Raw genomic sequence first — 20,485 nt, 5'->3', positions numbered from 1 at the left:
TCAGTAATCCGGGAGGTTGTGGCTGTGGCCGACGCAAGCGTGCCCACGCTGCGTCCGTCCGAGCTGGAGAGGTTGGCTCAGCTCGACGAACACAACGAACTCTCCGCCGACCAGGTGCGATCGAGCTCGCAGCGGATGGGCGTGCCGGAGGAGGACCTGTGGCGGTGGCTGGAGGACCGCCGCAGTGCGTCCGCGCCCACCAGACGCATCGATGTCCCCGAGCGGCCGACCGCCCACGTCGAGGTTCCCGACGCGCCGACCGTCCACGTCGAGGTTCCCGACCCGCCCACCACACGCGTCGACGTCCCCGACCCGCCGACCACGCGCATAGATGTCCCTGATCCGCCGACCACCCGGATCGATGGCCCTGAGCCACCGACCAGGCACGTGGGGTATGGGGAGATCAACCACCGGCAGTCCCGCATCATCACGCTTCCCGAAGCGGCCGGAGGCGGGCTGCTGCCGCAGATCTCCGACGGGGACGTCACCACTTTCCGGGCCGATGCCTACCGGAGCCTGCCACCGGAAGAATTCGCGCGCATCGACGCCGTCTACGCCGACGGGATCCAGCTGGCCTGCCGGTGGCTGGCCGAACACACCGGGCGACCGTGCAGGCACGACCTGAACCAGAACGGCGTCGGCAGCTGGCTGGGGCCGCGCGGGGCCGGCCTGGCCGAATACATGCTCTCGGTGCTGCAACCTCGCCTCAGCGTGCCGGACCGCTTCCAGCAGGGCGCCGGTTTGGTGGACGAGTGGAACGACATTCTGAGCCTGTACCGATTCCTCGGCGGCCTCGTCGCCGACAGCCCCAGCCGCGGGCACACGATCACGCGCCTGCGCGGCGCCCAAGCGGCGTTCCTGTTGCACGGGATGCGCCTGGATCTGCCGCCGGACCTGGCCTACTCGGTCGGGCCGGGGCTGACGACGGTCCCGATCGACGACGACCTGGTCGCCCGGGTCCGGGCCAGGACCGCCGATCCGGTGGACGCGGCGGCGATCGTCACCGCGCTCTTCACCGGCGCCACCGCGATGGAACTCAACGCGATCCCCTGCGTCGCGCTCGCCGCGGACGCGCTGATCTTCAACGGCCCGATCGGTTACACCCACGCTCCGGACCTGTACGTGTGGGTTATTCCGCCGTCGGCGCGCCCTCTGCTGTACGAAGCCCGCGTCCACCAGGAATCACGCCCCACACCGAACACCAAGCTGTTCGCCGGCGCCATCGGCGGAGCGGGTTTCCGCCTCCGCAGGCTCGCCGCGGCGTGCGAGGTGACGCTGCCGGATCTGTACCACTGGCATCACAGCTGGATCCGCGAAGCGGGACTGCTCCGGAAGTCCGAACAATCGACACCGGTCCGCAATACCGATCTGCTCTTCGGTTTGAAACTCGCGCCACGGCCACGCCGCCGCCGCGCCCGCTGACGCCGGGGCGTCGAGCAGGTCACCCGGCGTCGTCGAGCAGATGCCGTGGTGCGGCCTGCCGCCACGAGTCCTGCACGATGGCTTCGAGTTCCTCCCGGTCGTCGAGGGCGGTCAGCCGCGCACGGACCCAGGCGTTGCCTGCTTCGTGCGCGGCGATCCAGAACTTGTCCGGTTCGGCGACGACGAGTTCGTCGCGGTCGGCGACGGGGCAGCGGACCGCCATCGAGGTCTCGGACTCAGGAAGGGTGAGGAACAGCTTGCCCGCGACCCGGAAGGTCGGCATACCCCAGGTGAATTGTTCGGATGTCTCCGGTAGCGACAGCGCGAAGGCCCGGACATCGTCCCCGGTGAAACTCATGCACCGAATCCTGCCAGCTCGCAAGGGAAGTCTCGGACCCGGTCGGATCACGGCGGAGATCGCCCACGCGATGCCGGGCCGATCCATAGGGCACCGTGCCAACGCGGCCGTCCGCGCGTTGTGAGCTTCCCAGTAATCGACTCGGCGCCACGGCGTTCGCCGTCCAGCCCCCTATCGTCTGCGCAACAGCCAGTGAGGTCGAGAGGCAGTTTCGGATGGTCGGCACGCGCGAGAAGTTGGAGCAGTTGCGGGGCACCCTCGCGATCGCCGAGGAACCTGCCGGTGCGTCCGGCATCGCGAAACGACAGAACAAGGGCATCCCCAGCGCCCGCGAGCGGGTGCGATCGCTGCTCGACCCGGGGACGTTCGTCGAGATCGGCGCACTCGCGCGCACGCCGGGAGCGCCGGACGCGAAGTACGGCGACGGAGTGGTCACCGGGCATGGTCGCATCGACGGGCGGCCGGTCGTGGTCATCGCGCACGACCAGACGGTCTACGGCGGCTCGGTCGGCGAGATGTTCGGCCGGAAGGTCGCCCACATCCTGAAGTTCGCCTTCGAGAAGGCGTGCCCGGTGGTGGCGATCAACGATTCCGGTGGCGCCCGGATCCAGGACGCGGTGACTTCGCTGGCCTGGTTCGCGCACATGAGCCGACGCCAGGAACGGCTGTCCGGGTTCGTTCCGCAGGTCTCCATCATGCTCGGCAAGTGCGCCGCCGGTTCGGTGTACGGCCCGGTGAACACCGACGTGCTCGTCGCGACCGAGAACTCCTACATGTTCGTCACCGGACCCGAGGTGATCAAGACGGTGACCGGCGAGGACGTGACCGCGGAGGAGTTGGGCGGCGCCCACGTGCAGGCGCGCAACGGCACGATCCATCACGTGACCGCCACCGAGCAGGAGGCGTTCGACTGGGCCCGCAAATACCTGAGTTACCTGCCGTCGAGCTGCCTGGAGCAGGCTCCGATCGTGAATCCGGGTCTGGAACCCGAGATCACCGCCACCGACCTCGAGCTCGAGTCGATCATCCCGGACTCCGACCGCGAGGGATACGACATGCACGAGATCCTGCTGCGCATCTTCGACGACGGCGATTTCCACGAGATCCGTTCGGCCACCGCGGCGAATCTGATCACCGGCTTCACGCGCGTGGACGGCCGCAGCGTGGGTGTCGTCGCCAACCAGCCGCTGGTTCTCGGCGGCGCGGTCGACGCGAAATGCTCCGACAAGGCAACGCATTTCATCAGGCTGTGCAATGCCTTCGGCATTCCCCTGGTGTTCGTGGTCGACACTCCCGGCGTGCTCCCCGGCGTGGAGGAGGAGCGCAACGGTGTCATCGTCCGCGGCGGTCGCGTGTTCCGCGCGATCATCGAGGCGACCGTGCCCATCATCAACGTGGTGGTGCGCAAGTCCTACGGCGGCGCGTACGGCTTCATGGCGTGCAAGCAACTCGGCGCCGACATCAGCCTCGCCTGGCCCACCGCCCGCATCGCGGTGATCGGTGCGGAGAGCGCGGTCGACATCGCGGGCAGGCGTCAGCTGTCACAGGTGCCGGAGGAGCAGCGCGCGGCCGTACGAGAGTTCATGATCGACCAGTACAACGCTACCGTGGCGACGCCGTGGATCGCGGCGGAACGCGGATACATCGACGCCGTCATCGAACCTTCCCGGACCCGGCTGGAAATACGGCACGCGCTGCAGCTCCTGCGGGACAAAGAGGCGGCTGCCGAACACAACCCGCGCAAGCACAGCCTGTACCCGATGTAGTAGCGGTTTCCCTGCCGCCGGGCCGGGTATGCGCCCGGATGGGAACGAAGGTCCGCGGTCGGAGGAGTTGCGGGCATGGACTGGTTCACCGCATCCGAATATTGGTTGAGCAGGCAGCTGCTGACTCGTGGTGTCGCAGCCGTCTATCTGATCGGCTTCGTGGTCGCCGCCCGCCAATTCCGGGCGCTGATCGGGGAGCACGGCATGCTGCCCGTGCCGCGCTGGCTGGCCCGGCGCTCCTTCCGGCGCACGCCGAGCATTTTCCATGTCCACTACTCCGACCGGTTCTTCGCCGTCGTGTCCTGGTTCGGTGCGGCGTTGGCCGCGGCGATGGTGGCCGGCACCGCCGATCTGGTGCCGCTATGGGCAGCGATGCTGATGTGGGCGCTGTTGTGGGTGCTCTACCTGTCGATCGTCAACGTGGGGCAGGACTGGTACGCGTTCGGATGGGAGTCACTACTGCTGGAATGCGGGTTCCTGGTGATCTTCCTCGGCAACGACCGCACCGCGCCGCCGGTGCTGGTGCTGTGGCTCGCCCGCTGGTTGCTGTTCCGGGTGGAGTTCGGCGCCGGACTGATCAAACTGCGCGGTGACCGATGCTGGCGCGATCTGACCTGCCTGTATTACCACCACGAGACGCAGCCGATGCCGGGGCCGCTGAGCTGGTTCTTCCACCATTTGCCCAAGCCGCTGCACCGGGCGGAGGTACTGGGCAACCACTTCGCGCAGCTCGTCGTGCCCTTCGGGTTGTTCGCGCCGCAGCCGGTGGCGAGTATCGCCGCGGCCGTCGTCGTCATCACCCAGCTGTGGCTGGTGCTGTCGGGCAATTTCGCCTGGCTGAACTGGCTGACGATCGTTCTCGCGTGCAGCGCCGTGAGCGGGTCCGCGGCCTCGGCGGTGCTCCCGGTGCCCGCAGCGCCGTCGCTGCCGGGACCGCCGGCGTGGTTCACCGGCCTGGTCATCGCGTTCGCCGCGTCGGTGGTCTTCCTGAGTTACCGTCCCGCCCGCAATCTGATCTCGAGTCATCAGGCCATGAACCGGTCTTTCGACCCCTATCACTTGGTCAACACCTACGGAGCGTTCGGCAGTATCGGCCGCACCCGTTACGAGGTGGTCGTGGAAGGCACCGAGGAGCCGGCCGTCACCGACCGGACGCGGTGGAAGGAATACGAGTTCAAGGGCAAGCCCGGTGATCCGCGCCGGCTCCCGCGCCAATGGGCCCCGTACCATCTGCGGCTGGACTGGCTCATGTGGTTCGCCGCCGCCTCACCGCGTTACGCGCAGTCGTGGCTGGGCCCCTTCCTGATACGACTGCTGGAAAACGACGCGGCCACGCTGCGACTGCTACGGAACAATCCGTTCCCGCAGGCCGCACCGCGCTTCGTCCGGGCGCAACTGTATCTCTACCGCTTCACCACACCTCGCGAATTGGCTCGCACCCGAGCGTGGTGGGACCGCACGCTGGTGACCCGATACGTTCCGCCCCTCTCACTGGACGACCTGCATTACCGCAGCCGTTCCGGTCGGCAATGACGCCTTGGTCGGCTCCACCGCGGGCCGAGAATCCATGCCGGACAACGGCTTGCGCTCGAAGCGCACGCCGGGGTGGCATTCGCCACAACGGGCGTGGCGACGATCGACGGAGAAACCGGGTATGCGCCCGAATGACGCAATCGACCGAAGGAGGATGTCATGTCCATCTCGGCCTCGCGCTCGCAGTATCGCGCCGCCCGACGCGGCGGCAGCGGCTATCCCGGCACGGAGCTGCCCGTCGAATGGACCATCGCGGCATGGGTTTTGGTGTTGACGGTGCTGAGCCTCGCGCTGGCGCTCCTGTAGGAACGCCACCCGGCGAAGATCGGGGACCAACTGAAGGCCCGCTTCGCTGGAGCAGGAAAGCTCAGCATTGCACTCACCTACGCGGGAGCTGAGCGGCATCGTGCGCTCGAGAATACTGGCGGTGCGCTACCGATGCGGCGAAAAGTTCTGCACCGCGGCAGGGTGAGTGGACGAGGAGAAGGAGTTCGATCCGTTGGAGGAAATACTACGGCCGCTCATCGTGCTTCTCGGTACGGTGGCCATCACCGTGACGGCCGGTCTGCTGTTCGATCGCTTACTGCGTTACAGCGCCCGTAGACGCCCGGGCAACCAACTTCCCACTCTGTTGCGCCGGGTGCAATTGCCTGTGCAGGTGTTGCTCGGCGCGATGGCCTTGCACGCCACCTACCCGTTGGCCCACCTGGATTTGCGCCAGGACGCGATGATCAGGACCGTCCTGGCGACGGCGGCGATCATGGCAGCGGCATGGGGCGTCATCCGTGCCGCCGACGCGGTCGCGGAGAACACGCTGCGCTCGTATGCCCGCCGCACCCAGGACATCATGCGGGTTCGGCAACTGCGCACCCAGCTCGGCCTGGTGCGCCGGATCGTCACCTCGGTCCTGGTGGTCACGACCGCCGCCGTCGTGATCCTGCTGCTCGTGCCGAGCCTGCGGACCCTGGGCACCTCGCTGCTGGCCTCGGCGGGGGTGATCGGCATCATCGCCGGTGTCGCCGCCCAGTCGACACTGAGCAACCTGATCGCCGGATTGCAGATCGCGTTCGGGGACTCGGTCAAGATCGGGGACACAGTTGTGGTGGAGGGGGAGTGGGGCATCGTGGAGGAGATCACCCTCGCATTCCTCACCGTCCGGATCTGGGACGACCGCAGACTGACCATGCCGGTCTCCTACTTCAACAACAAGCCGTACGAGAACTGGTCGCGTGGCGGGCCGCAGATCACCGGTACGGTTTTCCTGTACCTGGACCACAGCACACCGGTGCCGCTTTTGCGTGAGCACTTGCAGGAGTATCTGCGAACGCGCACGGATTGGGACGGTCGCGACTGGGGTCTGCAGGTCACCGACAGCACGCCGACGAACATCGTGGTGCGCGCGACGATGTCGGCCGCCGACGCCGACGACGTGTGGAACCTGCGCTGCGCGGTCCGTGAGGAAATGCTCGACTGGCTCGGCCGCAACCACCCCTACGCCCTGCCCAAGATCTCCACCGCGATCACCGAGACCGCCACCGATCGTCATCTGGCGCTGGCGGGCGACGGCGGTGACTGAGGTTACTATCGAGTCTCCGTGTCGGTCCCGGACGAGTTCCGGGACGAAGGGGGCCGATCATGACCGAAGCAGCCGACGGGATCACAGACGACCTCTTCGCCGGAACCGCTTGGCACTACGCGCGCTACCGGCCGGACTATCCGCGGAGTTTCTTCGATGAGCTCGTCCGGCGCCTGCGTCTCGACGGCGCCGGACGCCTCCTCGATCTGGGCTGTGGCACAGGCCAACTCACCGTCCCGCTCGCGCGGCACATGGCCGACGCGGTGGGCATGGATCCCGAACCCACGATGCTCGTGGAAGCCGCCCGTCGTGCGGAAGCCGCCGGGGTTGCGAACGTCGCGTGGACGCAAGGCGGTTCGGCGGATCTACCAGCTGGGCTCGGTCGCTTCCGGCTGGTGACCATGGGCCGGTCGTTCCATTGGATGGACCGTGCGGAAGTCTTGGCGGCCCTGTCCGGCATGGTCGAGGAGAACGGCGCGGTCGTGCTCGCCAACGACAGCTGTCTCGTGCGCCCGGCTACCACGTGGCAGCGAGCCATCGAAGAGATTCAGTGCCGTTTCCTGCCGCCGGAACAGTGGTCGGGTAGGACGACGCCCGCCGAGGGCCAGGAGTCGCATGAAGACATCCTGGCTCGATCGTCCTTCCCGCGTGTGCACCGGGTGGTCCACGAATTCCAGCGTTCGTGGACGATCGAGCAGGCGATCGGGTACCTCTACTCCACCTCGTTGCCGCTGTACCGGCTTCTCGGTGACCGGCGGACCGCTTTCGAACAGCTGGTCACCGACACATTGCTGGCGATCGACCCGGGCGGATGTTTCATCGAACCGGTGACCCTGGAAGTGCTGACCGCGACCAGGCGCTGAGGCGAGTGCGCACTGTGGGGAGCCGGCGATCGGAGTGCGGTGCGCCGAGAGGTCAGCGGTTCGGAACGGTGTGCAGCGTTACCCCGCTCAGCCGCCCGGACTGTATCCGCGCGGTGAGATAGGTGTGTTCCGGTTGGCGGCGGCGGTCGGTGGGCGAGCCGGGATTGAGCAAGCGCAACCCGCTGTCCGCGACGCTGTCCCACGGAATGTGGCTGTGGCCGAAGACCAGTACGTCGGTATCCGGGAAGTTCCGGGCGCAGCGTTCCTCCCGGCCCTTCGCGGGTCCGGTTTCGTGCACCACCGCCAGTCGGAGTCCGTCGAGTTCGGCGCGGGCGACCTCGGGCAGCCGCGCACGCAGCTGCGGACCGTCATTGTTGCCGTAGACACCGACGAGGCGCGCGCTACGTGCCTCCAGGCGGTCCAGCAAGGCGGCCTCCACCCAGTCGCCCGCGTGCACGACCACGTCGGCGGCGTCGACCTCGCGCCAGAGCAACTCCGGCAGATCTCGCGCACGCTTGGGCACGTGCGTATCGGAGATGATGAGCAACCGCATGGTGACCGGTCTACCACGGTTGCGGCGGAGCGCCGATTGTCCCGGTCGTCCGGCTGACGACGTGGCAGATTGCTTGTGTGATATCTATCACACCACCTCGGGTCGTCCGGTCGAGATTGGACCTCCGGTCGTGGGTATGCCGGGCGTGACGGTGACGCAGTACAGCGCACCGGTGCGACAGTTTCCATCGCGTTGTCCGGGAGGGCTTGTGTCTTCGATGCTTTCGTTTCTCATGCTAATGCTGATGCTGCCGGGGATGGCGACCGTCGCTGCGTATGTGACGGTGGCGATCAGTGTGTGGCTCGAGGAGCGTCGCGACGCCGCCGACCCCGCGGTCCGGGTGGAAGCGCGCCGCTCGTAGACCGGGGCCGGTTCGAACTCAGGGCAGGTCTATCCCCGTCACCGGCGCAACCAGCGCGTTATCGCCCGGCGGCGAGGTGTGGCCTTCCAGTCGACACCGGTGGCGGTCGCGAAGGCGGCGGCGTCGGCGTAGGTGGTCGTCTTCGGATGATTCCGTGCCCATGTCGTGAAAAGGGCGGTGAAGTCACCCTCGCACGCGTGCACCAGCAGCGGAAAACGGCGTGCCACCTCGCCGGCGCGCTTGCGCAACAGGGCCTCCGCCGCGGCGCCGACGGCCTCGGCATCGAATCCGGGCGGCACCGTGGCTCCCGCGACGAGCGCACGCACCAGCGCTGCTTGCCGCTGGGCCAGCGTCGCGTGGTCAGGCGGCCGCGCCGCTCGGGACGCGGCGCTCACGCCAGTATCGCCCTGGCGCCCGCGGTGATCGGCGGGCGGTCGACGGCGGCCGCGATGGCGTCCAGTTCATCGAGCAATTCGGTCGCGAGCGGATAGTTGCCGTCGCGCTCCAGCATGATCGGCGCCGGACGATGCGCGGTGTATTCCGCCGCGAGCGCGAGAACTTCGCCGGGAACCGGGTCGGTGTGGGTGTCGTGATAGTGGCCGCCGGATTCGTGACCGCCCGCGACGTGGCAATACGCCACGTGTTCGGCGGGCAGGCGAAGGAGCTCGGCGAGCGGGTCGCGACCGCGGTTGCGGGCGTTCGCGTAGACGTTCGCGAGATCGAGCAGCAGCCATACCCCGGTGCGTTCGACGAGTTCGGACAGGAATTCCGCTTCGGTGTACTCATCGTCGGGCCAGTCGAACAGCGTCGCGATGTTCTCCACCGCGAGCGGGACGTCGAGCGCCGCATCGGTCCGGGCGATATTGCGGGTGAGTGCGTCCAGCGCTTCCCGGGTCCGCGGTACCGGTAGCAGGTGACCTGCCTCCAGGCCGCCCGCGCGTACGAAAGCGACGTGCTCGCTCACCAGCGGAGCCGCCACCGCCGCCGCGCAGGCCGCCAAATGCTCGACGCGATGGCCCGCGACCGGCTCCGCGCCGCCGAGCGACAGCGAGATGCCGTGCGGCACCACGGCGACGCCGCGGGCCCGCAGAGCGGCCAGTTCCTCGGGGACGGCGAGCTGCCCGGCGTGGCGGGGGTCCCGGGGTAACGACTCCGCGATGACCTCGCAGAATCCGAGCCCCGCCAAGGCGGCTATCACCCCGCAGATCTCGGGTCGCCAGCCGATACCGAGCGCGTCCGGTGGCAGCGGGCCGGGGCGCTCATCCACCGCAACCGCCGCAGCCGCCGCCACATCCGCCGCCACATCCGCCTCCGTCCCCGCCACTGTCCCCGCCGCTGTCGCCCCCGCCGTCCCCACCGCCCGACGCGCTCGGCGGCGCGACTGCCTGGGCAAGTCCGGGATCGAGCGCGACGAGCGCACCGATGCCGAAAACAGCTGCCGCGAGTGCCGCGCTCTCGGCGCCATAGGTCGCGTAGGAAGGCGAATTGCTCGGCCGCAGATACCGATTGCGCTCCGACGCGGCGTCCCGGGCACGCACACCCAGCGCGGTGAGCCGGGGCTTGCGCACCACCAACCAATAGCCGAGCGCCTGCGCGATCACCAGCACCACCAGCACCCCGACCGGGTTCCCGTGCGAAGCGCCCGCGATGATCCGCACCACGCCGAGCGCGCCGGTGACGAGAAGCGGCATGCCCGCGTCACGCAGACCGTGGCGCAGGTCGGGCCCGGGGAAGTACCCGAGGTCGACCATCCTGGTGCGCAGCGCGTCGAGCGACCCGCCGACGATCGCGCCGACGGTCTTGCGCTGCCCCGCCGCCAGCCGGTCGTACACCGACACGGTGAACGGATCCAGCTGCCCACGCTCCTGCGCGGTGAGTGCGCGAACCGGCGCGGCGCCCGAATCGATCGCGTCGACGCCGCGCAACCGCGCCATCGCCGCGAGTACGGCGTTCTGGTCGCCGTACAGCATTCCCAGCTCGGGCGAGGTCAATTCCGCGCCCGGCGCGGCGATCGCGTCGGTTTCCGGATCCGCGCCCGTCGCCCGTGATCGCAGCCAGATCCCCACGAACAGGGCCACCAGCGCGAGCGGTATATAGACGGCGAGGAACTGCGGCCCGGAAATACCCCAGGTATCACCGGCCGCGACAAGTCCGTCCGAGCCCACCCCGATCACTTTCATCTCCCACCTCGGAATCGGTCCAACCTTGTCCAAGTATCGGGCCGCCGCGGCTCACACGCCACAGCGAATCGCCGTGGCGCGCATCGGCGGCGGTCGTGACCCCGACGGCCCGGCTCACTTCACGCGGCCGAGGCCGAGTTGCTCGGAGAGCATCAGGGCGATCTCGGTCTCCAGCCGATTCACCGTCAACGGATGACCGAGCACCTCTTCGGCCCTGCGTATCCGGTAGTGGACGGTGTTCTTGTGGACGTGCATGCGCGCCGCGGCGTCGGTGAGGCTGCCGCGGGCCTCCAGATACGTCTGCACCGTCTCGCGCAGACGAGCGGTGGTCTCGTCGTCGCGCATGAGATCGCCGAGCACCCGATGGACCCACGCTCTCGTGTCGGGCAGATGGTCGATCAGCAGGCTCGCCAGCGCCACCCGGGAGTGCACGGTCAGCGGACGACCGGGGTCGGCGAGCAACGCGAGGCCACGAGCGCGCTGGGCATCGCGGAAGGTTTGCCGGAATCCGGCCAGTCCGGGGCCGGGGTCGCCGATCGCGACGCGAATTCCCGGGCGGCGGCGCAGTTCTCGCTCGAGCAGGTCGGCATCCAGTGACGGTTTGCCGACCGACGATATCCACGCCCAGCAGTTCTGCTCGTCGACCAGGACCGTCAGCGGGTGTTTGCCGGTCGCGGTGGCGAGCATGGAGGTCCCTGCGCGCAGCAGTTCGATCGATGCCGCGCCGGGTTCGGGCACCCAGAGGACGGCGGCCATATGCCACCCCCGCAGCGAGGCGGACAACATCTCCTCCGCGGAGGCCACGTCGAGGTTCTCGGTGTCGAGCACCGCGCGGATCTGGGCCGCGCGGGTGGTGTCCGAGCGTGCGTCCCAGCGGCGTCGTTCGCTCTCGTAGATGTCGATGACACCTTCGATGACCTGGTCGATGTAGCTGTTGACCAGCACGGCGACCCGGCTGGTGGTCGCCAGGGCGAGATCGGCGGGTGTCTCGGCACGCCGGAGCGCGGCGATGGTCTGCTGCATGAACATGTGTTCGCCGAGGCGGTACGCGCGCAGCAGGGCCTCCAGGGACATCCCGTGCTGGGCGAACCGGCGAGCGTACTCGGCGGCGGCGGGCGGCACGGTGATGTCGTCGCGCGAGATGCTCAGCATGAGCATGTCGAGGATCGCGGTGAGGTTGGACGCGGTGCTGGCGATCATCAGCCGGCGCACTTCGTCGTCGTGGCGGAATTCCGGGATCACCTCGGCGAACATCGCGGTCATCTCGGCGGTCAGCCGGTCCAGATCGGCTTTGACGCGTCCGGCGACATCGCGGATGGTCGTGTCCACGTCAACGCTCATGCCGGGACCGTACCGGAACTGGTGCGGCGGCTCCGACGCATTCCGCTTTCTTTTGTGCCATCGGCACAAAGCCCGTCGAAAACTCTGGGATGCGGGCCCGTAGCCGGGTTCTCGCACCCGATCTAACTTGGATTGTAATCCCCGTCACCCCGAAGTAGGTGAGGACATAAGTGCAGCACGTTGTGGAAATTCCGGAGGTCAGGGCGACCTGGAATCCGTCCGGCCCCTGTATTGCGGACGACCGCGAGCAACTCGACAATCAGACTTTCGTGAAACGGGTACGTACGGCGGCAGCCGTCCTGTACGCGAATGGCGTTCGTGAAGGCGACGTCGTCGCGGTCGTATTGTCGAATCGACTCGAATTCGTCGTCATTCTTTTCGCGGCATGGCGGCTGGGTGCCGCGGTCAGCCCCGTGAAGCCGGATTCGACTATCGAGGAGGTGCGTTATCAGGTCGAGGACTGCCGGGCGAAGGTGGTCGTGACCGAAGGCGGACGCGAAGGTGCGACGCTGGATGTGACCGAGGTGGCCGGACCGGGCACCGAGGTCGCCGGGCCCGAATCGGCGCCGGTGGATCCGAGCGCCGCGGCGCTGATCATCTACACCAGTGGCACCACCGGGCAGCCGAAGGGCGTCGTGCTCGACCACGCCAATATCGCCGCCATGTGCGAGATGCTGGTCGGGGCACTGGCATTGAACGACACCGACCACAGCCTGCTGATCCTGCCGCTGTTCCACGTCAACGGGATCGTGGTGAGCGTCCTGTCGCCGCTGCTCGCCGGTGGCCGCGCCACGATCGCGGGCCGATTCTCGGCTTCGGCGTTCTTCGGCATCGTGGAACGTGCTCGCCCGACCTATTTTTCGGGCGTTCCCGCGATCTACGCGATGCTCGTCGCGCAGCCGGAGAGTTCGGCGCCGGACACGTCGTCGTTGCGCCGTGCGATCTGTGGAGCCGCGCCGATGCCCGCGGAACTGATCGCGCGGTTCGAAACGCGTTTCGGTGTTCCGATCGTCGAAGGCTACGGACTGTCCGAGGGTACCTGCGCGTCGACGCTGAATCCGCCCGGCGGACCGCGGAAGCCGGGCACGGTCGGGCGGCCACTGCCAGGGCAGACCGTGGCGATCATGGATGCCGACGGTCGGGTCGTGCCCGCCGGGACGAGCGGGGAAGTGGTCATCCGGGGTGCGAACGTGATGCGAGGCTATCTCGGCCGACCCGAGGCGACCGCGCACACGGTGGTCGACGGCTGGCTGCATACCGGTGACGTCGGCTATTTCGACCCGGACGGATACCTGGTGCTGGTCGACCGGATCAAGGACATGATCATCCGGGGTGGCGAGAACATCTATCCCAAGGAGATCGAGAACGTCCTGCACGCCCATCCCGCCGTCCTGGAAGCCGCGGTGGTGGGGGCGCCCGATCCGGTCCTCGGCGAGGTACCGGTCGCGCATGTGGTGACGATGCCCGGCGCGCGGGTCGACGCCGCGGATCTCGTCGAGCACTGCCGGAGAACTCTTGCCCGCGCGAAGGTTCCGGTGTCGATCGAACTCGTCGAAGCGCTGCCCCGGAATCCGGTCGGCAAAATCGACAAACGAAAGCTCCGCGCGCTGGTCGTCGACGCGATCGCCACCACCACATAGAAAATCCGCTCGGCGGTGAGCGGAAACTCCCGTGATCCGAACCGCATTCGGCCGGGTCCTCGCATGCGCTTTATTCATCGGATAAGAAAGGTCCGAACAATGGGATTCAAAACAGCGGATTTCCCGCCCGTCGACGTGACGACGTTCCTCGATCAGCCGTTGCGGGAGCGGATGAGAACTTTGGCCCTGCATTGGGTCGAATTCGGTTTCGGCTCGCCGAGGATGATTCACACGATCTATCTGCTCAAGGTTCTGCTGGTCTCGGCGCTGGGCGGCGTCGCCGTGGCGACCTGGAGTTCCGGCGTCGGTCCGTTCTGGGATGTCGCGGCCTGGTGGAACGAGCCGATCGTCTACCAGAAGCTGGTGCTGTGGACCGTCTTGATCGAGGCGCTCGGCATCGCCGGGTCGTGGGGGCCGCTCGCGGGCAAGTTCAAGCCGATGACCGGCGGAATCATGTTCTACGCCCGCCCCGGCTCGATTCGCCTGCGGCCGTGGCGACGGGTGCCGTTCACCGGCGGTGACACCCGCACGGTGGCAGATGTGCTGCTGTACCTGGCGTTCCTCGGGACGCTCCTGGCGGCGATCGTGCTGCCCGGCGTGCCGAGCGCCTCGCTCAGCGCGGCGCTGCCGGACAACACCTCCGGCCTGGTGAATCCCGCGCTGCTCGTCGCTCCGATCGTGCTGTACGTGCTGTGCGGCTTGCGGGACAAGACGATCTTCTTGACCGCGCGTGGCGAGCAGTACCTGCCCGCACTGGTGTTCTTCGCGGTGCTGCCGTTCGTCGACATGATCATCGCCGCCAAGTTGCTGATCTGCGCGGTCTGGATCGGAGCGGGCGTGTCCAAGTTCGGGCAGCACTTCACCAACGTGGTACCGCCGATGATCTCCAACAGCCCGGGCGTGCCCGCGAAGTGGATCAAGCGGCTGCACTACCGTGACTTCCCCAGGGACATCCGGCCGTCGAAGGTCGCCTCGTTCATGGCCCATGTCGGAGGCACGACCGTCGAGATCGTCACGCCGCTGGTGTTGCTGTTCTCCACCAACCACTGGCTGACCCTGGCCGGAGTGGTGCTGATGGTGGTCTTCCACGCGTTCATCACCTCGACGTTCCCGCTGGCGGTGCCGTTGGAGTGGAACGTCCTGTTCGCCTACCTGAGCATCTTCCTGTTCCTGGGCTTCCCCAACGGGGGCGGCTACGGTCTGGCCGACATCTCCTCGCCGTGGCTGGCCGTGGCGATCGTCGCGGCACTGGTGTTCTTCCCGATCCTCGGTAATCTGCGCCCCGATCTGGTGTCGTTCCTGCCGTCGATGCGCCAGTACGCGGGCAACTGGGCCTCGGCCCTGTGGGCCTTCGCGCCCGGTGCGGAGGAGAAGCTGAACACCATCGCGCACCGGCCCACCGTGAACCAGATCGACCAGCTGCGTGCGATGGGTTACCCGCCCGAGGTCGCGGAGATCACCATGCAACAGACCATCGCATGGCGCTCGATGCACAGCCAAGGCCGCGGCCTGTTCTCCCTGCTGTACACCCACATTCCCGATATCGATCGCTGGACCGTGCGGGAAGCGGAATTCGGCTGCAACTCGCTGATCGGGTTCAACTTCGGCGATGGTCACCTGCACAATCTGGACCTGATCGAGGCCGTGCAGTCCCGAGTGGGATTCGCTCCGGGAGAATGGATCGTGGTGTGGGTGGAATCGCAGCCGATCCACCGCGGCGTCCAGGAGTATCAGGTCATCGACGCGGCGCTCGGCGTCGTCGAACGCGGCACCTGGCGAGTGCGCGACGCGGTCGAGGCGCAGCCGTGGCTGCCCGACGGCCCGATCCCGCACGAGGTGACGTGGCGGCGCGCGGGCTACACCGTGCCGACGCCGCTGGAGGAATCGACTCGGGTGCTCGCGCCGCAGACGGTCGGCTGACGGTCGGCCACGAGGGATGGAGAGCGACATGAGCAGCGCAGTCGTGGTCGGCGGCGGCCCCAACGGTTTGGCCGCGGCCATCACCTTGGCCCGAGCCGGCTGGGACGTCACCGTGCTGGAGGCCGCCGACGAGATCGGGGGCGGCACTCGCACCGGTGAGGCGATCGTGCCGGGTCTGCTGCACGACCACTGCTCGGCCATCCACCCGATGGCGGTCGGCTCTCCTTTCCTGCGCGGTCTCGACCTGGAGCGCTACGGATTGACCTGGGCCTGGCCGGAGATCGACTGCGCCCATCCGCTCGACGACGGCACCGCGGGCGTGCTGCTGCGCTCGGTCGCGGAGACCGCGGCGGGGCTCGGCGGTGACGGCCGAGTGTGGCGACTGCTGTTCGAGCGGACGGCGGCAGGCTACGACCGGATGAGCTCCGACATCATGCGGCCACTGCTGCGCGTGCCGCGCCACCCGGTGCGGCTGGCGCGTTTCGGGATTCCCGCCGTGGTCCCGGCCACGCTGCTCGCCGGACTGTTCCGCACCGAGCAGGCGAGGGGGTTGTTCGGCGGCGTCGCCGCGCACGCCTTCCATCCGCTGCACCGGCCGCTCAGCGCGAGCATCGGCCTCGGCATCCTCACCGCGGGCCACGCCTACGGTTGGGCGGTCGCCGCGGGTGGATCGCAACGGATCACCGACGCCATGGCGGCGGCCCTCGGCGACCTCGGCGGAAAGATCGAAACGGGCGTGCGGGTGCGGTCGGTGTCCGATCTGCCGCCGGCGGAACTGACCATGTGGGACCTGTCGCCGACCGCGGTCGCGGAGATCCTCGGCGACCGCCTGCCGCCTCGAATCCGGAAGTCGTACCAAAAGTTTCGTTACGGCCCGGGTGCCTGCAAAGTCGACTTCGCGGTGCACGGCGGCGTGCCGTGGACGGCGGAGGCGGCGCGCCGGGCGGGGACGGTGCACCTCGGCGGCACGTTCGCCGAGATCGCCGCCACCGAACGCGAGATCCATCGCGGTCGCATGCCCGAACGGCCTTTCGTACTGGTCGGGCAGCAATATCTCGCCGATCCGCAACGTTCGGCGGGCGACATCCATCCGATCTGGGCATACGCCCATGTCCCGCACGGCTATCCCGGCGACGCCACGGCGGAGATCACCGCCCAGATCGAACGCTTCGCCCCCGGTTTTCGCGACCGCATAGTCGGAACCAGCGTGCGCAGCGCGGCGGAATTCGCCGAATACAACCCCAACTACGTGGGCGGCAACATCATGACCGGCGCGAAGGACATAACACAGCTGCTGTTCGGTCCGCGTAGGACCCTGCAGCCCTACGACGTAGGCGTGCCGGGTCACTACCTGTGCTCCGCGGCCACACCGCCGGGCCCAGGGGCGCACGGGATGTGCGGCGTGAATGCCGCGCAGCGGGCGCTCCGGCGCTGACGAGCCCGGCCATCGTCTCGATCCTCGCCCTCGCCTGACGCTGCCGCGCCGACACCACCGGCTGGTCCCGGGTGACCAGCCGGTTTCCCGCGGAATCACCCGGGCAATCGGTCATCATGGATGCGGAAAACACCAATGCAGCAGACACGTCGTCGAGCAGCGCACAGCGTTTCGGCCGAGTCACGGCGGATGATCTACGCCGGTTGCTGGCCACCGGCCAACCGGACGCGTACCTGGTCCTCGAGGAAGGGCAGATCAGAATCGAAGGTGCCTTCGGGTCCGAGCCGCAAGGAATGCTCATCCTGTCGCGGGCCGAACTGGCCGCCCGGATCGGAGAGGACCCGGACGCCGCCGCACTGACCGAGACCGCCGCCGAGCTGGATACCGAAGTTCGTCTCCGGGGTGCCTGAAACGCCGGCGGCCCGTGCGGCCGGCTATGGGATCTGCCGGAAATCGCTTTGCACGGTCACGCGCCGGATGGCCACGATATCGGTATGAGCATCGAACCGTGCTCGGCGCTCGCACCGGGCGTCGTGCCACCGGAACGGATCGAACTGGACGAGCTGCTGTTACGGCGATGGCAGCCGGAGGACCTGACGAGGCGAATGTCCGCAGTGCCGCGGTAGCCCGGCGGCTCGGCTACCGGCTGGACCGGATCGAGCCGCGCGAAAAGCGTGCGCCCGCGGAGTCCGGTCGTGGGATGTACTGGGTCAAGGAGCGATGATCAGCCGCCGGTTCGCTCAGCCGGTGGCAACCGGGGCGGCGACAGGCCCGGCGGGTTCGTGGACATCCGGGCCGAGGTCGGGTGCGTAGAGTCCGGCGATTTCGGTGGCGTATTTCTCGGCGATCACCCGGCGCTTGAGTTTCATCGTGAGGGTGACTTCGTCGCCGCCCGCTTCCCAGAAGGTGGGCAAGACGCGGAACCGCTTGACTTGCTCCACCCGCGAGAGCTTCGCATTGCCCGCGGCGATGCCTGCGGCGATCTGCTCGATGACGCCGGCGTCGGCCGACAAGGCCGTTGCCGAGCAATCGGGCAGGTCGTGCCGCGCGGCGTACGGTCCGGCGGTTTCGGCATCGAGGACGAGGAGCGCGGTGTTGTAGGGGCGGCCGTCGCCGATCACGGCGATCGCCCCGATCAGCGGTGTCGCCGCCTTGATCGCGTTCTCGATGTTGGTGGGGGACATGTTCTTCCCGGCGGAGTTGATGATCAACTCCTTCTTGCGGTCCACGACCCTGAGATATCTGGCGTCATCGATGGTGACGACGTCTCCGGTGCTCAGCCAGCCCTCGGAGTCGACGGTCTCGGCGGTCTTGCCGGGCTCACCGCGATAGCCCTTCATCACGAGCGGGCCGCGGACGTGGAGTTCACCGTCGTCGGCGATCCTGGCCCGCATGCCGGGCAACAGTTTGCCCACGGTGCCGAGTCTGGCGTCGCCGGGGTGGCTGACGCTGCAGATGCAGGTGAGTTCGGACATGCCCCAGATCTCGGCGATCGGGATCCCGAGCCCGGCGAAGAATCCGAGCGTTTCGGCGGGGATCGGCGCGGCCCCGGACATCGCCCAGCGGACGCGGTCGAGACCGAGTTTCGCGCGCAACCCGGACAGGACGAGTCGATCGGCGCGTGCCCACTCGGCGGCGACGGATTCGGGCACCGCCTCCCCGGCCAATTGATGAGCGCTGCGCTGGGCGGCGACCGCCAACGCCCACCGCAACGCGGCCTGGCGCTGCTCGTCGGGCTCGTTGGCGACCGCGAATTCGATTGCCGCTTTGAGCTTTTCCCATACCCGGGGCACGGCGCCCCAGATCGTGGGATGCAGGTCGGCCAAGGCGGCGCTGATCCCCGTCGGAACGGCGACGCAGGTCACCTGGGTGCCGAAGACCTCCTGGAAGTACAGCGCGGTCAGCCGGTCGGCGATGTGCGCGGTGGGCATGTAGGACGTGATGGTGTCCCCGAACCGGATGCCAAGCACCTGATCGACGGCGTAGCACTCGAACATCAGGTTCGCGTGCGTGGTCTCCACCCCTTTGGGATCGCCGGTGGTGCCCGACGTGTAGATCAGCGTCGCGACGTCGTCGGGCTGGACCGCGCGCCACGCGGCGTCGAAGTCGAAGTCTCGCTCGCCCGCGGCGATGACGTCAGCGACCGACAAAGTGCCCTCCGGGGCGTCGTCGACGCAGACGATGTGGTCGAGTTCGACGCCGCTCGCGCGGACCTGTTCGACATATCCAGGCTCACAGATCAGCACGCGCACACCGGCGTTGTCCAGAACGTACGCGATCTGCTCCGGCGACGCGGTGTTGTACACGGAGAAACTGGTGGCGCCGAGATGCTGCGCCCCGACCTCCAGCGGATAGAACTCGATGCGGTTGGACATCATCAGGGCCACCGTGTCGCCGCGCCGGACGCCCAGTCCCGACAGTCCGGCGGCGATCAGACGGACCCGCGTCGCGTACTCGCGCCAGGTGAGGGTGGCGGCGTCGCCGGGAGTGCGGAGCGCGATCGCGTCGGGATCGACGGCCGCGTTGTGCTGGAAGGCGGCGGGGAGCGTGTCGAAGCGTGGAGTGCTCACGAGAGGGATTCCTTCGGGTCGGACGGCGCATGCTGCGGCTGGACCGTGCTGAGTGGAGATGCGACGGGCGACCTGGAGCCGTCGTGACCGGCATACGGCGACGGCGTCGTGCGCGCTTCGACCCTGCGCAACAGGTCGTGGACGCGGCGGTCGTGAGCGAGTGCGCTGTCGAGCACGACATTGACCGCCCCGCGCAGCAGCGCGTAGGGCTCCCACCCTGCCGGTGCGATGGTGCGCGCGGCGCGACGCTCGATGCCGTCCGCGATGGTCCTGGCCGCTTGCGCCGCCGAGATGCGCGTGTTCAACGGCCACGGCAGCAGGTCGTCCAGCTCACGGCCGAGTTCGTCGTGATCGAGGGTGTCGTGGGTCATCCGGGTGTCCACGATGCCGAAATAGGCGATGCCCGCCGAAGCGCCGAAGGGCGCCAGTTCCACCCGCAACGCCCGACCCAGCTGTTCGACCGCGGCTTTGCTGATCATGTACGGGGCTCCCGCCATGCCGGGAGCGAACGCCGCGCACGACGACACCACGACCACATGACCTTCGGCGGCGACGACGTGGTCGAGCGCCGGGCGCACGGTGTTGAACACACCGGTGAGGTTGATGTCCATCACCCGGTCGAAGTCCTGCCCGTCGAGCGTGCGCACCGTCGCCGGGCGGGGCACCACGCCCGCATTGGCCACCACCACGTCCAAGCGGCCGAAATGGTCGGCGGCCCGGTCGATGGCCGCCCGCATCGCCGAGCGGTCGGCGACGTCGGCGGCGATGGCGAGGGTTCGATCGCCCAATGCGGCGGCTGCCGCGTCGACCGCGTCCCGGTCGAGATCGACCAGCACGACCGAGGCCTGCTTGTGGTGCAGCAGCGCCGCCAGTTCGCCGCCGATGCCGCGCCCCGCGCCGGTGATCAGCACGACCCTGCCCGCGACCGAATATCCGCGCCGCCCCCTGGCGATCCGGAGCATGTCGC

General features: G+C 68.2%; 19 protein-coding genes. 11 read left to right on the top strand and 8 right to left on the bottom strand.

The window, feature by feature from the left end; genetic code table 11:
- Positions 1 to 24 precede the first annotated feature (24 nt).
- Complete coding sequence (locus ACFV2O_RS24030; RefSeq protein ID WP_379253744.1) at positions 25 to 1,422, top strand: hypothetical protein; 1,398 nt, start codon at positions 25 to 27, stop codon at positions 1,420 to 1,422.
- A 19-nt stretch (positions 1,423 to 1,441) separates the two neighbouring features.
- Here ACFV2O_RS24030 and ACFV2O_RS24025 read toward each other — a convergent pair whose 3' ends face one another.
- Positions 1,442 to 1,780, bottom strand: coding sequence for an MmcQ/YjbR family DNA-binding protein (locus tag ACFV2O_RS24025; protein ID WP_379253743.1), 339 nt, complete (start codon positions 1,778 to 1,780; stop codon positions 1,442 to 1,444).
- A 215-nt stretch (positions 1,781 to 1,995) separates the two neighbouring features.
- Between ACFV2O_RS24025 and ACFV2O_RS24020 the strand changes: the two genes are divergently transcribed.
- The 5 genes from ACFV2O_RS24020 to ACFV2O_RS24000 all read left to right on the top strand — a co-directional run bounded on the left by ACFV2O_RS24020 (position 1,996) and on the right by ACFV2O_RS24000 (position 7,518).
- Positions 1,996 to 3,546, top strand: coding sequence for an acyl-CoA carboxylase subunit beta (locus tag ACFV2O_RS24020; RefSeq protein ID WP_355075377.1), 1,551 nt, complete (start codon positions 1,996 to 1,998; stop codon positions 3,544 to 3,546).
- 75 nt (positions 3,547 to 3,621) lie between these two features.
- On the top strand, positions 3,622 to 5,079 hold the full coding sequence (locus ACFV2O_RS24015) for a lipase maturation factor family protein (protein ID WP_379253742.1): 1,458 nt from the start codon (positions 3,622 to 3,624) through the stop codon (positions 5,077 to 5,079).
- A 159-nt stretch (positions 5,080 to 5,238) separates the two neighbouring features.
- Positions 5,239 to 5,385: a hypothetical protein gene (locus tag ACFV2O_RS24010; RefSeq protein ID WP_355075381.1), complete on the top strand. Its 147-nt coding sequence runs from the start codon at positions 5,239 to 5,241 to the stop codon at positions 5,383 to 5,385.
- A gap of 166 nt (positions 5,386 to 5,551) precedes the next feature.
- Positions 5,552 to 6,655, top strand: a complete 1,104-nt coding sequence (locus ACFV2O_RS24005) for a mechanosensitive ion channel family protein (RefSeq protein WP_379253741.1) — start codon at positions 5,552 to 5,554, stop codon at positions 6,653 to 6,655.
- A gap of 59 nt (positions 6,656 to 6,714) precedes the next feature.
- A complete protein-coding gene (locus tag ACFV2O_RS24000; protein WP_379253740.1) occupies positions 6,715 to 7,518 on the top strand; it encodes a class I SAM-dependent methyltransferase in 804 nt (267 codons plus the stop codon).
- Positions 7,519 to 7,570: 52 nt separating this feature from the next.
- Here the strand turns inward: ACFV2O_RS24000 and ACFV2O_RS23995 are convergent, their stop codons facing one another.
- From ACFV2O_RS23995 to ACFV2O_RS23975, 5 genes are all read right to left on the bottom strand, one after another.
- The gene (locus ACFV2O_RS23995) at positions 7,571 to 8,071 is read right to left on the bottom strand and encodes a metallophosphoesterase family protein (RefSeq protein WP_379253739.1); all 501 of its coding nucleotides are present in this window, start codon (positions 8,069 to 8,071) and stop codon (positions 7,571 to 7,573) included.
- A 399-nt stretch (positions 8,072 to 8,470) separates the two neighbouring features.
- Positions 8,471 to 8,827 carry a hypothetical protein gene (locus ACFV2O_RS23990; RefSeq protein ID WP_379253738.1) on the bottom strand — a complete coding sequence of 119 codons (357 nt, stop codon included), beginning with the start codon at positions 8,825 to 8,827 and terminating at the stop codon, positions 8,471 to 8,473.
- On the bottom strand, positions 8,824 to 9,678 hold the full coding sequence (locus ACFV2O_RS23985) for a DUF692 domain-containing protein (RefSeq protein WP_379253878.1): 855 nt from the start codon (positions 9,676 to 9,678) through the stop codon (positions 8,824 to 8,826). Before ACFV2O_RS23985 ends, ACFV2O_RS23990 begins: the two co-directional genes overlap by 4 nt.
- A 13-nt stretch (positions 9,679 to 9,691) precedes the next feature.
- Positions 9,692 to 10,612, bottom strand: coding sequence for a TIGR04222 domain-containing membrane protein (locus ACFV2O_RS23980; protein WP_379253737.1), 921 nt, complete (start codon positions 10,610 to 10,612; stop codon positions 9,692 to 9,694).
- 114 nt (positions 10,613 to 10,726) lie between these two features.
- Positions 10,727 to 11,953, bottom strand: coding sequence for a PucR family transcriptional regulator (locus tag ACFV2O_RS23975; protein ID WP_379253736.1), 1,227 nt, complete (start codon positions 11,951 to 11,953; stop codon positions 10,727 to 10,729).
- A 170-nt stretch (positions 11,954 to 12,123) separates the two neighbouring features.
- Between ACFV2O_RS23975 and ACFV2O_RS23970 the strand changes: the two genes are divergently transcribed.
- The 5 genes from ACFV2O_RS23970 to ACFV2O_RS23950 all read left to right on the top strand — a co-directional run bounded on the left by ACFV2O_RS23970 (position 12,124) and on the right by ACFV2O_RS23950 (position 17,574).
- Positions 12,124 to 13,593, top strand: coding sequence for a class I adenylate-forming enzyme family protein (locus ACFV2O_RS23970; protein WP_379253735.1), 1,470 nt, complete (start codon positions 12,124 to 12,126; stop codon positions 13,591 to 13,593).
- Between the two features lie 99 nt (positions 13,594 to 13,692).
- Positions 13,693 to 15,513: a DUF3556 domain-containing protein gene (locus ACFV2O_RS23965; protein WP_379253734.1), complete on the top strand. Its 1,821-nt coding sequence runs from the start codon at positions 13,693 to 13,695 to the stop codon at positions 15,511 to 15,513.
- Positions 15,514 to 15,541: 28 nt separating this feature from the next.
- Positions 15,542 to 16,948 (top strand): phytoene desaturase family protein, encoded by a 1,407-nt coding sequence (locus ACFV2O_RS23960; RefSeq protein ID WP_379253733.1) that lies wholly within the window; start codon positions 15,542 to 15,544, stop codon positions 16,946 to 16,948.
- Positions 16,949 to 17,064: 116 nt separating this feature from the next.
- Entirely contained in the window at positions 17,065 to 17,358 is a 294-nt protein-coding gene (locus tag ACFV2O_RS23955) for a hypothetical protein (protein ID WP_356965813.1), read from the top strand.
- Between the two features lie 84 nt (positions 17,359 to 17,442).
- On the top strand, positions 17,443 to 17,574 hold the full coding sequence (locus ACFV2O_RS23950; protein ID WP_379253732.1) for a hypothetical protein: 132 nt from the start codon (positions 17,443 to 17,445) through the stop codon (positions 17,572 to 17,574).
- Positions 17,575 to 17,688: 114 nt separating this feature from the next.
- On the opposite strand, the gene fadD11 is transcribed toward ACFV2O_RS23950, so the two are convergent.
- The gene (gene fadD11, locus ACFV2O_RS23945) at positions 17,689 to 19,518 is read right to left on the bottom strand and encodes a fatty acid--CoA ligase FadD11 (RefSeq protein ID WP_379253731.1); all 1,830 of its coding nucleotides are present in this window, start codon (positions 19,516 to 19,518) and stop codon (positions 17,689 to 17,691) included.
- Complete coding sequence (locus tag ACFV2O_RS23940) at positions 19,515 to 20,480, bottom strand: short-chain dehydrogenase/reductase (RefSeq protein WP_379253877.1); 966 nt, start codon at positions 20,478 to 20,480, stop codon at positions 19,515 to 19,517. The genes fadD11 and ACFV2O_RS23940 overlap by 4 nt, the downstream gene beginning before the upstream one ends.
- Positions 20,481 to 20,485: the final 5 nt, after the last annotated feature.

The sequence above is a fragment of the Nocardia sp. NPDC059691 genome (assembly GCF_042733915.1).
GTDB lineage: Bacteria > Actinomycetota > Actinomycetes > Mycobacteriales > Mycobacteriaceae > Nocardia > Nocardia sichangensis.
This window is presented reverse-complemented; position numbering and strand designations above follow the sequence as displayed.